The organism is Paraburkholderia tropica, from assembly GCF_014171495.1.
GTDB lineage: Bacteria > Pseudomonadota > Gammaproteobacteria > Burkholderiales > Burkholderiaceae > Paraburkholderia > Paraburkholderia tropica.
In genome coordinates, this window is the sequence record NZ_CP049137.1 from 743,976 (window position 1) to 757,220 (window position 13,245).

Below are 13,245 nucleotides of genomic sequence, written 5' to 3' on the forward strand. Positions count from 1 at the left end.
CGGCCTTAGAAGTCCGTCGTCATCGAGAACAGCACCGTGCGCGGCGCGCCCATCGTCAGATAGCCGCCGGTCGTCGAGCTCCAGTACGCCTTGTTCGTGAGGTTGTAGACGTCGGCGCGGAAGGTGGTCGGACGGCCGAACACGCTGGTCTTGTAGCGCGCGCCGAGATCCACCGTGTCCCACGCCTTGATCGACAGCGTGTTCGTCGCATTCAGATACTGCGGACCCGTGTGCGTGTAGCGCGCCGAGAACGTCAGCCCCTGCACCCACGGCAGATCGTATTCCGCGCCGAGGTTGAACATGAAGCTCGGCACGCCGATCGGACGATTGCCGTCGTTGGTGCCGGTGTCGAGCTGCACCGCGTTGATGTAGGTCGCGCCCGCCATCAGACGCACGCCCTTGTAGACTTCGCCGAACACCGACGCTTCCACGCCGCGATGACGCTCGTTGCCGTCGGCGACGAAATAGCCGGACGAGTTGGTGTAGGTCTGCGGCTTTTCGAGCTGATACAGCGCCAGTTGCGCGCCGAACTTGCCGCTGTCGTACTTCGCGCCCACTTCATATTGCTTGGTGCGCTCCGGCGCGAGCAGCGCGTTGGCGTTCATCGCCGTGGCCGGCGCCTGGCTGCCCGCGGCGAGCGACTCGCTGCGGTTCGCGTAGATCGCGATGTGCTCGGTCGGCTTGAACACAATGCCGAACAGCGGCGTGGTGATCGAATCGTTGTACGCCTCGGTTTGCAGCAGCGTCGACGACGAATACGCGTTCGAGACGATTTCCTGGTGACGCACGCCCACCGTGAACAGCACGCGGTCGTGGAAGAAGCCGAGCGTGTCCGACGCCGCGACGCTGCGCATCAGGCTCGTCGACGTGAGCGGCGGATTGCCGTCCAGACCCTGCGAGTAGTACTTCGACGGCGGAAACGCCACTTGCGGCGTGTCGTAGAGGTCGGTGTTGAAGCTGCCCGACATGTTCCACGCGGACTCCGTGTGCACGCTCACGATCGACGCACCCGCCGTCACGAAATGGCTCACCGGACCGGTGTTGAAGTGGCCGCGCACGCCGACTTCCGCCGAGGTCGCGTCTTCCTTGCGCGGCACGTACATGCGCGAGGCCGTCGTGAGCGTCGGGTCGGTGTAGTAGGGCGACGAATACTGGCCGCTTTCGGTGCTGTGCCGCGCGCCGCCCGCCACGTAGGCGGTCCAGCCCGGCAGGAAGTAGTATTCGGCGCGCAGGATGCCGACCGTGTCTTCGGTCTGGCTGGCGGACCACGTCTGGCCGTAGTTGTAGCTCGCCGAGGGCACGGCAGGAATCGAGTCGCCGGAGACGTACGCGACCGGACGGCCATCCGACACATGCTGGCGCTGATAGAGGAAGTCGGCTTCGAGACGCAGCTTCTCGCCCCGATAGTCGAGCGCGACGGCCGTCTGGTTGTTGCGGCGGTGCTCGCCGTCGATGCTCGTTTCGCCGTCGCGGTTCGCCTGGTTCACGCGAATGCCGAACTGGTCCTGATCGCCGAAACGGCGGCCGACGTCGACGTGCGTGCCGAACTCGCCCGAGGCGCTGCCGTCGAGCGTGACTTCGGTCAGCGGCTTGTCGTCGGCGCGCTTCAGTTGCAGGTTCACGCTGCCGCCGATCGAGCTGCCGTTCGGCGACGCGCCGTTCAGGAACGCGCTCGCGCCCTTGAACACGTCCACGCGCTCGATGGCGGGCGTTTCCACCATCTGGCGCGGCGTGATGCCGTAGAGGCCGTTGAGCGAGACGTCGTCGCTGTCGAGCTGGAAGCCGCGGATGACGTAGACCTCCTGGAAGTTGCCGTAGCCGTAGGCGGTGCGCACGGCCGGGTCGTTCGAGAGCACGTCCGCGATGGTGCGCGCCTGCTTGTCCTGAATCGCCTTGGCCGTGTAGGTCGTCATGCTGAACGGCATGTCGATGTTCTTCTGCTGGCCGAGCGCGCCGAAATTGCCGCCGCGCGCGACCTGACCGCCGCCGTAAGTCGGCGCGAGGTCGCCGGGCAGGGCGTCTTTGGCCGCCTGCACCTTGACCGTGGGCAGCGTGGCGTTGCTCTTGCCGGCGGTGGCGGCGTCGTTGCCCGTGTTGCCGGCGTCGGCGTTGCCGCTCGTCTGCGCGAACGCGGCGGCGGGCAGCGCGAAGGCTACGGCGATGGCGGCGAGGATGGCGTGACGCGAGGCGTGACGTGTAGCGTGGCGGGAGACAGAGGCGGCGGGCGGGAACGGCGACTTCGGTGCATCGGCCGCAGCAGGGCGCGGCACGGACAAACGGGGTGCGGACATAAAAAATCGAAACGGTGTGTGTCGTTATTGCCGCGCCGCGATGCCAGCGTGAAGACGTGGCTCCCGGGCGGTGCTTTGGTCTGGCGAGCGCGCGCCGCCGCGCGGGAACGCGTGCGGGTGGCCGTCAAAATGTATGCAGATTGTATATGCTAATGAGAACGATTGTTATTTGAAATTACAAAGGACCTGCGCCGATAGGGTGTTTACCCAACACTGACGGCGGATTTCAGTCGATCGACGGCAAGAAAATGTCAGAAACCAAATCAGGGGCGGTTCTTTGATAGAGCGCGAAGACGTGGTAGACGCGTCCCGAAGCGTGCCCGCCGGCCAGCCGCCGATCGGCCAATCCGCGCGTTCGACCGGTTTCGGCCGTTCGTCAGCGCCTGAGACGCGGCACGCGAACGCCGCACGAACGGCCTCGACGCAGTCCTCGCCAGCGTGCGACGCGCGTCGCGTACATGGCTCATAAGCAGATTCGATGGCATTCGCCGCCAGTTTCGGTGGTGCGCGCCCGCCCGCGCTCCCTAAAATGAACCGAAGCGCGCCGCGCGTCATGCGGCGCCGTACGATCGACGAGACCAGGAGGGGCGGTGGCAACGAGCGCAGCAGGCAGTCAGCAACAAGGCACGACAGGCGGGACGGAAATCAGGACGGCGCAAGCACAAGAAGGCGTCGGCCAGACGCGCATCCGCTGCATGCAGATGCGCGGCGGCACCTCGAAGGGCGCGTACTTTCTCGCCTCCGACCTGCCCGCCGATCCGGCCGCGCGCGACCGCGTGCTGCTCGCCGTGATGGGCTCGCCCGATCCGCGCCAGATCGACGGCATCGGCGGCGCCGATCCGCTCACCAGCAAAGTGGCGATCGTCTCGCCCTCCACGCGCGCCGACGCCGACGTCGACTATCTGTTCGCCCAGGTCGTGGTGGACGAAGCGCGCGTCGACTACGGTCAGAACTGCGGCAACATTCTCGCGGGCGTGGGCCCGTTCGCGATCGAGCGCGGGCTCGTCGACGCACGCGACGGCACGACCGCCGTCGCCATCCACATGCTCAATACCGGGCAGATCGCCGTGGCGAGCGTGTCGACGCCCGGTCGTCAGGTGCAATACGACGGCGACGCGCGCATCGACGGCGTGCCCGGTACGGCGGCCGCGATTCCGCTCGCGTTTCGCGACACGGCCGGTTCGACCTGCGGCGCGCTGCTGCCGACGGGCAATCTCAAGGACACGATCGACGGCGTCGAAGTGACCTGCATCGACAACGGCATGCCGCTCGTGCTGATCCGCGCGCGCGATCTCGACCGCACCGGCTACGAAACGCGCGACGAGCTCGACGCCGACGAGGCGCTCAAGGCGCGCGTCGAAGCGATTCGGCTCGCCGTGGGTCCGCGCATGAATCTGGGCGACGTGAGCGCGCGCACGGTGCCGAAGATGTGCCTGATCGCGCCGCCGCGCGCGGGCGGCGCGATCAGCACGCGCAGCTTTATTCCGCATCGCTGCCACGCGTCGATCGGCGTGCTCGGCGCGGTGAGCGTGGCGACGGCGGCCGTGCTGCCCGGCACGGTCTGCGACGGCATCGCCGAACTCGGCGACGCGAGCGGCGTGAAGCGCCTCGCGGTCGAGCATCCGACCGGCGAATTCACCGTCGAGCTGACGCTCGCGCACGAAAACGGCGCGACCGAGGTGACGGGCGCGGCGCTGCTGCGCACGGCGCGCTGGCTGTTCGACGGCGTGGTGGGCGTGCCGTCCGCCGTCTGGCGCGCCTGATCGTGAACGCGCCGCCCGCCGCCTTCGAACGAGTCGCTTTCGTCGGCTTCGGCGAAGCGGGCGGTGTGCTCGGCGCGGCGCTGGCCGCGCGCGGCGTGAGCGTCTCGATGCACGACCTGCGGCTCGACGCGTTGCGCGAGAAGGCGCGCGCGGCGCAGGTGCGGGCCGCTTCCACGCTGGAGGACGCCATCGACGGCGTGGAGCTGGTCGTGTCGGCGGTGACGGCGCAGTCGGACATGGACGTCGCGCACGCGTTGGCCGAACGTCTCGCGCAGGGGCAGATCGTGCTCGACATCAATTCGGTTTCGCCGCAGACCAAGCAGCACGCGCAGTCGTGCATCGAAGCGGGCGGCGCGCATTACGTGGAGGCCGCGGTGATGGCGCCGGTGCCGCCGTACGGACTCGCGGTGCCGATGCTGCTGGGCGGCGCGCAGGCGCGCGAGGTGAGCACGCGGCTGAACGCGAGCGGCTTGCGGACCGAGGCCGTGGCGGAGCGCGTCGGCGTGGCGTCGGCGGCGAAGATGTGCCGCAGCGTCATGATCAAAGGCATCGAAGCGCTGACCGTGGAATGTCTGCGCGCGGCGCGCCGCTACGACGCGGAAGCCGTGGTGCTTGCTTCGCTATCCGAAACATTGTCAAGAATGCAGCGTGACGCCGATCTCGCGGGCTATCTCGTCAGCCGCGTCGCCGAACATGGCCGCCGCCGCGCGAGCGAAATGCGCGAAGTCGCGCAAACGCTGCGCGACGCGGGCGTGGAGCCGTTCATGAGCGAGGCGTGCGCGCGCTTGCAGGACGGTTTCGTCGAGGCGATGCAGGCGCGCGACATCGCGTATGACGATCTGGACGCGCCGTTCGACTGGCGCGCCCTGTTCGACCGCCTGCTTTAGTGCGTCTGCGGTAGTGCGTGCGCGCTAACGCGCCTGCGCCGCCATTCTTCCTTCGATCACCCGCACGGCCGGCGCAGCGTCGGCGACCGCCAGACGGATCGCGTCGATCAGCGCGCGCGCGGCGGGCGAGGGCGCGCTCTGCGCCCGCAAGGTCAGGCCGATTTCGCGCCGCGTGTTGTGCAGCGGCACGTCGAGCACCACGAGCTGCCCCGACTCGATCTCATAGTGCAATTGCTGCGCCGACAGCGCCGCGATCATATCCGTGCCCATCAGCAGACCGCGAATCACGGCGAGGTCGGCGGTCTCGACGGTCGGCATCGGCGGCTTCAGTTTCAGGCGCTTGAACTGCGCCTCGAACAAGCCGCGCGCGGGCGAGTGCACGCGCGACAGAATCCATTGCGCGTTGCGCAGATCGCTCACATTCAGCGCGTTCTGCTGCGCGAGCGGATGACCGCGCCGCGCGAGCACGACCATGTCTTCGGCCATCAGGCGCTCGTTCGTGAGACCGCTCGCGGCGTCGTTCTCGCGCAGCGCGCCGAGCACGAAATCGACATCGCCCGCGCGCAAGCCCGCCACCAGCAACTCGTACGCGCTTTCGTCCGTGACCACGCGCACGCCCGGATGCTGCGCGCTCATGCGTGCGATCGCCGCGGGCAGGATCAGCGTGCGCCCGAGCGGCAGCGCGCCCACCGTCACCGAACCCTGAATGCTGCCGTGCAGGGCGGCGATATCGTCGGGCACGTGGCGCAGTTCGTTGAGCGCGCGGCGCACGTGCAGCAGGAAGGTTTCGCCCTCGGCCGTGAGCTGCACGCCGCGCGGGCTGCGGTGAAACAGCGTGACGCCCGAGCCGCTTTCGAGCACGCGCATCGCGCTGCTCACGGCGGGCTGGCTGATGCCGAACGCGCCGGCCGTACTCGGCATGTGCCGGTGCCGTGCGAGCGCGACGAACAATTGCAGGCGGCGCGTGTTGAGCAGATAAGCGGGCAGCGTGCCTTCGCCGAGCGCGCGGCGGCGCGTCTGCCGCGCGGCGCACCAGTGCGCGAGTTCTTCGAGTTCGCCGAAGATCCGCGCGCAGCGGTCGAGCACCACGCGCCCGACGGCCGTGGGCAGCATGCCCGAGGGCTTGCGCTCGAACAGCGGCTCGCCGAGCGCGGTTTCGAGTTCCTGCACCGAACGCGTGACGGCCGATTGCGCGCGATAGAGCGCGGCGGCGGCGCGCGTGGCGCTGCCGGTGTCGGCGACCAGGCGGAACGCGCGCAGATGCGCGAGGTTGAGCAGGTCGGGCGCGTTCATGCGGCCCCCGCGATCAGATGCAGATGCTCGACCGAGAGATTGAGACTCTCCTTCGAAATATGCGTGTGCTCTTTCATGAGCGCCTCGACGCGCGCGCCCTCGCCGTTCAGCAACGCGCCGACGATGGCGTGATGCTGGCGGTGCGCGTAGGCGAGCATCATGTATTGCTGCTGGCGCGCGGCGTCGTCGAACACCACCGTGCCCGGCGAGACGAACGGAATTTTCTCGTTCAGGCCGAGCGCCGCGCTGATCGCGTGGCTGTCGGCGGCGGCCACGATCAGCGCGTGAAAGCGGCCGTTGACGTCGGCGTAACGGGTTTCCGCGGCGTTGTCGAGCGCGCCGGGGCGGAAGATGTCGTCGCCTTCGCGCAGGCAGTCCTGCAGCGCGCGCGCGAGCGCCGGGTCGACGCCGCGCTCGGCCACGCGACGCGCGGCGAGCCCTTCGAGCACGCCGCGCACGTCGATGGCGTTGAGCACGTCGGTCACGCTGAAACAGCGCACGGTGTAGCCGCGCGCGCCCGAGCGCTCGACGAGGCCTTCGGTGGCGAGCACGCTCAGCGCGTAGCGCAGCGGCGTGCGCGAAATGCCGAGCCGTTCGGCGAGCTGCGCTTCGACAAGACGCTGCCCCGGCGCGAGTTCGCCGGAAAGAATGCGCGTGCGCAGCGCCTGCACGATGGTTTGCTGGGTTGTCTCGTTCATGTCGCTATCTTGCGCGCGGCCGGGCGCCCGGCTTGGGGCCCGGCCTTGCGAGTTTGTTCTTTTGGTATCTGTTTCGTTTATGGCGGGCTTGCGCCGCGTGGGTCGGGCACGGTATCCCGAGGTCGGTTCAGGATACCAAAAAGCGTTATGGCGCGCGGGTTTCGGCGCGCCGCCACGCAGCGGAAAATGCAGAAAACCCCTGCTTTCATGCGTATTGGCATCAAAATAGTGGATAACCCTGACTTACCGCCGCACCCTGCGTTCTGTAATTTCGTATCCCAATTGATGGGCTCTTGCGAAAGCGAGAGCGTGAACTGCGGTAATCGAGGAATAACAGCATGGCAAGGATTGTGGGCGGCATCGGTACTTCGCATGTACCGACGATCGGCTTGGCGTACGACAAGGGCAAGCAGAACGAACCTGCCTGGGCGCCGCTCTTCAAGGGGTACGAACCCGTGGCCGAGTGGCTCGCGCAGCGCAAGCCGGACGCGCTCGTGATGTTCTACAACGATCACGCCAACAGCTTCTTCTTCGACTGCTATCCGACCTTCGCGCTGGGCGTGTCGCCGCAGCACGAATTCGCCGACGAAGGCGCGGGCAAGCGTCCGCTGCCCGATATCGCCGGGCATCCCGATCTCGCGATCCATATCGCCGAGCAACTGGTGAACGACGAGTTCGACCTCACGGTGTTCCAGGACAAGCCGCTCGACCACGGCTGCAACTCGCCGCTCTCGCTGATGCTGCCGCACGACGGCGGCTGGCCCACGGCGCTGGTGCCGTTCGAAGTCAACGTGCTGCAGTATCCGCTGCCCACGGCGAACCGCTGCTACCGGCTCGGCCAGGCGCTGCGCCGCGCGATCGAATCGTTCGATCAGGATCTCGACGTGGTGGTGGTCGGCACGGGCGGTCTCTCGCATCAGGTGCACGGCGAGCGCAGCGGCTTCAACAACACCGAGTGGGACATGGAGTTTCTCGACCTGATCGTGAACGATCCCGAGCGGCTCGCGCGCATGAAGCACGTCGATTACGTGCGCCTCGGCGGCGCGGAAAGCGTCGAGACGATCATGTGGCTCGCGATGCGCGGCGCGCTGGCGCCGACGATCCGCGAGGTGCATCGCAACTACTATCTGGCGACCAGCACGGCGATGGCCGTGACGATCTACGAGAACGTCGAATCGGACGAAGACAAGAGCGGAGCCGCGCAATGAATCCGCAACTGATCGGCATCGAGGAACTGACGGGCACCTACCCGTTCGACATTCGCCAGAGCATGAAGGCGATGCGCCTGAACCGCTTCTTCTGGATGATGCGCACGCCCGCCGCGCGCGAACTGTGGCTCAACGACCGTCCTGCCGCCTATGACGCGGCGGCGCTGACGCCGCAGGAACGCACGCTCGTCGACAACACGGACTGGCTCGGGCTCATTCAGTACGGCGTGTGCTTCTTCGTGCTGGAGAAGTTCGCGCGCGTGGTGAAGATCACGAACCTGGGCATGTACGCGAGCATGCGCGGCGAGACGCTCGAAGCGTTCCTGAAAACGCGACAGGTGCCGGACGCCGTCTGATCTCCGCATGGCGCGCGCCGCCCCCACGGCGCGCTGCTGAATCTGCTTCGCAGCACAACTCACGTACCGACGAAGTGCGCGAGCGGGGAAATATTTATCTCGGAGACACGCATGAATTCTGCCGACGCAGTGGATATCAAGGGCTTCATCGACGGACGGCGCATGTCGGGCTGGCAATGGCTCGTACTCGCGCTCTGCTTCCTGATCGTGACGCTCGACGGCCTCGATACGGCCGTGATGGGCTTCGTCGCGCCCGTGGTCATGAAGGAGTGGGGCATCTCGCGCGCCGCCTTCGGACCGGTGATGAGCGCCGCGATGGTCGGCCTCGCGATTGGCGCGCTGGTCGCGGGCCCGTTCGCGGATCGCATCGGCCGCAAGAAAGTGCTGATCGGCTCGGTCGGCTGCTTCGGCCTCTTCAGCCTGCTGTGCGCCTTCGCCCACACGCCGACGGAACTCGTCGCGCTGCGCTTTCTCACGGGCCTGGGTCTCGGCGCCGCGATGCCCAATTCGACCACGCTGCTCTCCGAGTACGTGCCGTCGAAGAGCCGCTCGCTGCTGCTCACCATCATGTTCACCGGCTTCAACTTCGGCTCGGGCGGCGGCGGCTTCATCGCGGCCGCGCTGATGCCGCACTTCGGCTGGCGCGGCGTGTTCGTGTTCGGCGGCGTGCTGCCGATCCTGTTCGTGCCCGTGCTGATGCTGCTGCTGCCGGAATCGGCGCGCTTCCTGCTGGTGCGCCGCTTCTCCGCCGAACGCATCGCGGCCACGCTCTCGCGTGTCTGCGGCCAGCGCTTCGCACAAGGCACGCGCTTCACTTCGCCGGAACCGGCCGTGATCGCGAAAGCGCCCGTGCGCATGCTGTTCTCGGACGGCTACGCCATGAGCACGCTGATGCTGTGGGTCACCTACTTCATGGGTCTGCTCATCATCTATCTGCTGACCGGCTGGCTGCCCACGCTGATCAAGGACGCGGGCCTGCCCGTGGAGCGCGCGGCGGCGATCACCGGCATGTTCCAGCTCGGCGGCACGGTGGGCGCGATTGTCGTCGGTTTCGCGATGGACCGCATGGACCGCAACGTGGTGATCGGCGCGGCGTACCTGCTGGGCGGCGTGTTCATCTTCGCGCTCGGCATGGGCAGCCTGCAGTCGAGCATGCTCACGCTGCTCGTCACCTGCGCGGGCTTCTTCATGAGCGGCGCGCAGACCGGTCTCAACGCGCTCGCCCCGTCGTGCTACCCGACCCGCGCCCGCGCCACCGGCGTGAGCTGGATGCTCGGCTTCGGACGGCTCGGCGGCATTCTGGGCTCGTTCGTGGGCGGCGTGCTGCTCTCGCTCGGCTTCAGCTTTGCGGCGGTGTTCTCGGTGCTCGCCGTGCCCGCGCTGATCGCGGCGGTCGCGATCCTGCTCAACCGGCTCGCGCTGCGCTTCATCAGCGTGCCGGTGGCGGACGCCTGAGCATCGCGCTTCGCCGCACATAACAAAAAAGACGTCGCTTCTCGCACCAATCAGAAAGACCGCGGCCGCGAGGCCGCACCCACCGACCGGCCATCAAACGGGGCGGCTGGCGGATACAACATCGATAAACGCTGAACAACACACGACGTTCAATCAGGAGGCTTGGAGAATGGCAAACAATAAGCAGTACAAAAAAATCGTGATCGCGCTGGCGGGGCTGGCGTGCGCCGGATCGGCGCTCGCACAGAGCAGCGTCACGCTGTACGGCATGATGGACACCGGCATCACTTACGTGAGCAACCAGGGCGGCCATCACAACCTCAAGATGGACGACGGCGTGAACGGCCCGAATCTCTGGGGCTTGCAAGGCACTGAAGACCTCGGCGGCGGTCTGAAGGCATTCTTCCAGCTGACCAACCAGTTCCAGGTCGACAACGGCAGCTTCATGCCGAACAAGAGCCTGTTCAGCCGGACGTCGATCGTGGGTCTGAGCGACGAGCGCTTCGGCAAGCTCGCGCTCGGTAACCAGTACGACTTCATGACGGACGCGCTGTACTTCTCGGGCGACGATCCGGCCGAACTCTCGGGCCACTTCTACGACTTCCGCGCGGGCCCGTTCACGAAGCTCGCGCTGCCGAGCAACGCGACCGGCGCGTTCGACTGGGACCGCATGGCCGGTGAAACGGTCAACAACTCGGTGAAGTACACGTCGGCGGTCTACAACGGCTTCAGCGCGGGCGCGATGTACAGCTTCGGCAACGTGGCGGGTTCGATCGGCACGGGCAACGGCCAGAGCTTCGCGCTGAACTACGCGCAGAAGAACTGGGGCGTGAATGCCGCGTACACGAACCTCAAGTACGTCGTGTCGGGCGAAGGCGATGTGAGCGTGCGCAACTGGGGCGTCGGCGGCCATTTCCGCTTCGGCAACTGGATCACGAACGCGCTGTTCACGACGGTGCACAACTCGTACAACGGCGGCTCGGTCTACGAAGGCTCGGTCGGCGCGCACTACTACTTCACGCCGGCGCTGAGCGCGGGCGCGTCGTATATGTACATGAAGGGCAACGACGTCGTGGATAACAACCACGCGCATCAGGTCGCGGCGATCGTCGACTACGCGCTTTCGAAGCGCACGAGCGTGTACGTGCTCGGCGTGTATCAGCGCGCAAGCTCGGGCGGCTACGCGCAGATCAACGGCATGAACAGCTCCGATGGCGCGTCGAGCGGCCAGACCCAGGCTGTCGCGCGCGTGGGTCTGCATACGAAGTTCTAAGCGCAGCGCAGTTTTTTCGCGTGTGAAGGCCGCGTCTTCCGGAAGGGGGCGCGGCTTTTTGTGGTTGCGCGGCGGGTGGCGTCGATCGTTCGGCATCCTGATCGAATATTGCCCGATCAATCCCTGCGCGTGGCCGGGTCTTTCTCCCGCACCCGGACGTTCGCGTGAATCATCGGGCGCAGGCATCGCGCGCACAACCGCATTTTCTTCGCGGTCGATCGGCGTGAAGTGGCCGCCGTCGTCATCCTCGGCGACAACCAACTTATTCCCCTGTCCCTATGAAACGCGGACGCACGGCCAGACCGTCGCCGCGCGTCCGCCTGCGCGTTTGACGCCGCTTGCGTGCCGCCTGCGTGTCGTCTGCGTGTGCCAGGTCTCACGATAGAGCTTGACGGATTATCGTAAGATATATATCTTAAGATATATATCGTCGCGGAAAGCGACATCGCCCAGCGTAGAAAATCGGGCGAATGACTCAGGTCGGGCGCTGTTTATGCGCCGACTCCGCCATGCAAGCACGCGCGAGCACGACCGCGCACACACGCGCGCTTCCGGCACACCAACCCGAACCTCGCGAGTGCGGCGCCCCGCGTGCGCCGCGCCGCCCAACCGGAGGAACTCCGATGACCGATCACAGCAATCCGAGCAGCAACAGCAGCACCAGCAGCCACAACGTCAACAGCGTCGCCGCGGAACGCACGCCCGAGCGCGTGCGCCATGCGCTCAAGCGCCGTCTGCTACAGGTGGCGCGCGTCGACATGATCACGCCGCATCTGAAGCGCGTCACGCTCACGGGCGAGGATCTGCACGACTTCGTGTCGGCGGGTTTCGACGACCACGTGAAGGTCTTCTTTCCCGAGCCCGGCGCGGATCGTCCGGTGCTGCCCGAAGGCGGTCCGGGCACGCCGCCCGCGCCCGGCGAGCCGCGTCCGACGATGCGCGATTACACGCCGCGCCGCTTCGATACCGAGGCGCGCGAACTGGCCATCGACTTCGTGATCCACGAAGCGGGACCGGCCACGGAATGGGCATCGCAGGCGCAGCCGGGTCAGTATCTGGCCGTCGGCGGACCGCGCGGCTCGTTCGTGATTCCGGACGGTTTCGACTGGTACTGGCTGATCGGCGACGAAAGCGCGCTGCCCGCCATCGCTCGCCGTCTCGAAGAACTGCCCGCGGGCGTGCAGGTCGTCGCGACGATCGAAGGCCGCGACGCGCAGGCGCGCTTCGCTTTCGACACGCGCGCGAATGTGCAGGAGCAATGGTGCTACGCGAACGAGCAGGGCGAGAACGCGCTGCTCGACGCCGTGCGCGCGACGCGTCTGCCGGACGGTCAGGGCTACGTGTGGGCGGCGGGCGAGTCGGCGGTGATGCGCGCCGTGCGTCAGCATCTCGCCGAGGAGCGCGCGATCCACAAGTCGCGTATTCGCGCGTCGAGCTACTGGAAGCGCGGCGCGACCGGCGTGCACGAAACGCTCGATGATTGAGCGCTCACTCACGCCGATGGAGACCCCGCCGCGCATGAACGACACCCGCAAGCACGCGAACAAGCAAACGAGCTCGCAAGCGAACCCGCTCGAACAGCAGCTGCGCAACGCGGGCCTCAAACCCACGTTGCCGCGCATGGATATCCTGCGCGCGTTCCGCGCGGACGATCGTGCGCACGTCACCGCCGCCGAGCTGTATCTGGAGTTTCAGCGCAGCGGCAATGCCATCGGCATCGCCACCGTGCATCGCGTGCTCGCGGATCTCGAATCGCACGGCATCATCAAGCGCGTGCAGATCGGCAACGGCAAGGCGCGCTTCGAACTGGCGAACACGGGTCGCCATTTTCATATCGTCGATGTGAACGGCGGCGAGATCGTCGAACTCGCCGATCAGGTGCTGCTCGCGCGTCTCGACGAACTGGTGGCGCAAGAGGGCTACCGCATCGTCGATCTGCAACTGAACGTGTACGTGCAGCCTGTTTGACGCAATAGCGCGGCGGCGCGCGCGCTCCGCATCAAATCTTCCTTCGTCCGTGA

11 protein-coding genes are annotated in these 13,245 nt (G+C 66.8%); 8 read left to right on the top strand and 3 right to left on the bottom strand.

All coding sequences use genetic code 11. The features are described 5' to 3' along the window. Nucleotides 1-5: 5 nt before the first annotated feature. Nucleotides 6-2,291 (bottom strand): TonB-dependent receptor, encoded by a 2,286-nt coding sequence (locus G5S35_RS33770; protein ID WP_183040619.1) that lies wholly within the window; start codon nt 2,289-2,291, stop codon nt 6-8. A 695-nt stretch (nt 2,292-2,986) separates the two neighbouring features. Here G5S35_RS33770 and G5S35_RS33775 point away from each other — a divergent pair. Both G5S35_RS33775 and G5S35_RS33780 read left to right on the top strand, forming a co-directional pair. Beyond that, nucleotides 2,987-4,054, top strand: a complete 1,068-nt coding sequence (locus tag G5S35_RS33775; RefSeq protein ID WP_176081409.1) for a 4-oxalomesaconate tautomerase — start codon at nt 2,987-2,989, stop codon at nt 4,052-4,054. A gap of 2 nt (nt 4,055-4,056) precedes the next feature. Beyond that, entirely contained in the window at nt 4,057-4,941 is an 885-nt protein-coding gene (locus G5S35_RS33780; RefSeq protein ID WP_237181941.1) for an NAD(P)-dependent oxidoreductase, read from the top strand. A 24-nt stretch (nt 4,942-4,965) separates the two neighbouring features. Here G5S35_RS33780 and G5S35_RS33785 read toward each other — a convergent pair whose 3' ends face one another. Together G5S35_RS33785 and G5S35_RS33790 are read right to left on the bottom strand one after the other, a co-directional pair. After that, complete coding sequence (locus G5S35_RS33785) at nt 4,966-6,234, bottom strand: LysR family transcriptional regulator (RefSeq protein WP_065064840.1); 1,269 nt, start codon at nt 6,232-6,234, stop codon at nt 4,966-4,968. Further along, nucleotides 6,231-6,932, bottom strand: a complete 702-nt coding sequence (locus G5S35_RS33790) for a GntR family transcriptional regulator (RefSeq protein WP_065064838.1) — start codon at nt 6,930-6,932, stop codon at nt 6,231-6,233. The genes G5S35_RS33785 and G5S35_RS33790 overlap by 4 nt, the downstream gene beginning before the upstream one ends. Nucleotides 6,933-7,270: 338 nt before the next feature. Between G5S35_RS33790 and G5S35_RS33795 the strand changes: the two genes are divergently transcribed. The 6 genes from G5S35_RS33795 (at nt 7,271) to G5S35_RS33820 (ending at nt 13,192) form a co-directional block, all read left to right on the top strand. Then, nucleotides 7,271-8,140, top strand: coding sequence for a gallate dioxygenase (locus G5S35_RS33795; RefSeq protein WP_065064836.1), 870 nt, complete (start codon nt 7,271-7,273; stop codon nt 8,138-8,140). Then, the gene (locus G5S35_RS33800) at nt 8,137-8,496 is read left to right on the top strand and encodes a protocatechuate 3,4-dioxygenase (RefSeq protein WP_065064834.1); all 360 of its coding nucleotides are present in this window, start codon (nt 8,137-8,139) and stop codon (nt 8,494-8,496) included. Before G5S35_RS33795 ends, G5S35_RS33800 begins: the two co-directional genes overlap by 4 nt. 111 nt (nt 8,497-8,607) lie before the next feature. Next, nucleotides 8,608-9,951, top strand: a complete 1,344-nt coding sequence (locus G5S35_RS33805; protein ID WP_065064832.1) for an aromatic acid/H+ symport family MFS transporter — start codon at nt 8,608-8,610, stop codon at nt 9,949-9,951. A gap of 169 nt (nt 9,952-10,120) precedes the next feature. Beyond that, complete coding sequence (locus G5S35_RS33810) at nt 10,121-11,224, top strand: porin (protein ID WP_065064830.1); 1,104 nt, start codon at nt 10,121-10,123, stop codon at nt 11,222-11,224. A gap of 623 nt (nt 11,225-11,847) precedes the next feature. After that, nucleotides 11,848-12,708: a siderophore-interacting protein gene (locus tag G5S35_RS33815; protein WP_183040620.1), complete on the top strand. Its 861-nt coding sequence runs from the start codon at nt 11,848-11,850 to the stop codon at nt 12,706-12,708. 34 nt (nt 12,709-12,742) lie between these two features. Continuing rightward, nucleotides 12,743-13,192 carry a Fur family transcriptional regulator gene (locus G5S35_RS33820; RefSeq protein WP_183040621.1) on the top strand — a complete coding sequence of 150 codons (450 nt, stop codon included), beginning with the start codon at nt 12,743-12,745 and terminating at the stop codon, nt 13,190-13,192. Nucleotides 13,193-13,245: the final 53 nt, after the last annotated feature.

Coding starts and splice junctions, on each gene's coding strand:
- G5S35_RS33785 (WP_065064840.1), bottom strand. CDS start 6,234: ATGAACGCGCCCGACCTGCTCAACCTCGCGCATCTGCGCGCGTTCCGC.
- G5S35_RS33815 (WP_183040620.1), top strand. CDS start 11,848: ATGACCGATCACAGCAATCCGAGCAGCAACAGCAGCACCAGCAGCCAC.
- G5S35_RS33820 (WP_183040621.1), top strand. CDS start 12,743: ATGAACGACACCCGCAAGCACGCGAACAAGCAAACGAGCTCGCAAGCG.
- G5S35_RS33810 (WP_065064830.1), top strand. CDS start 10,121: ATGGCAAACAATAAGCAGTACAAAAAAATCGTGATCGCGCTGGCGGGG.
- G5S35_RS33800 (WP_065064834.1), top strand. CDS start 8,137: ATGAATCCGCAACTGATCGGCATCGAGGAACTGACGGGCACCTACCCG.
- G5S35_RS33770 (WP_183040619.1), bottom strand. CDS start 2,291: ATGTCCGCACCCCGTTTGTCCGTGCCGCGCCCTGCTGCGGCCGATGCA.
- G5S35_RS33790 (WP_065064838.1), bottom strand. CDS start 6,932: ATGAACGAGACAACCCAGCAAACCATCGTGCAGGCGCTGCGCACGCGC.
- G5S35_RS33795 (WP_065064836.1), top strand. CDS start 7,271: ATGGCAAGGATTGTGGGCGGCATCGGTACTTCGCATGTACCGACGATC.
- G5S35_RS33805 (WP_065064832.1), top strand. CDS start 8,608: ATGAATTCTGCCGACGCAGTGGATATCAAGGGCTTCATCGACGGACGG.
- G5S35_RS33775 (WP_176081409.1), top strand. CDS start 2,987: ATGCAGATGCGCGGCGGCACCTCGAAGGGCGCGTACTTTCTCGCCTCC.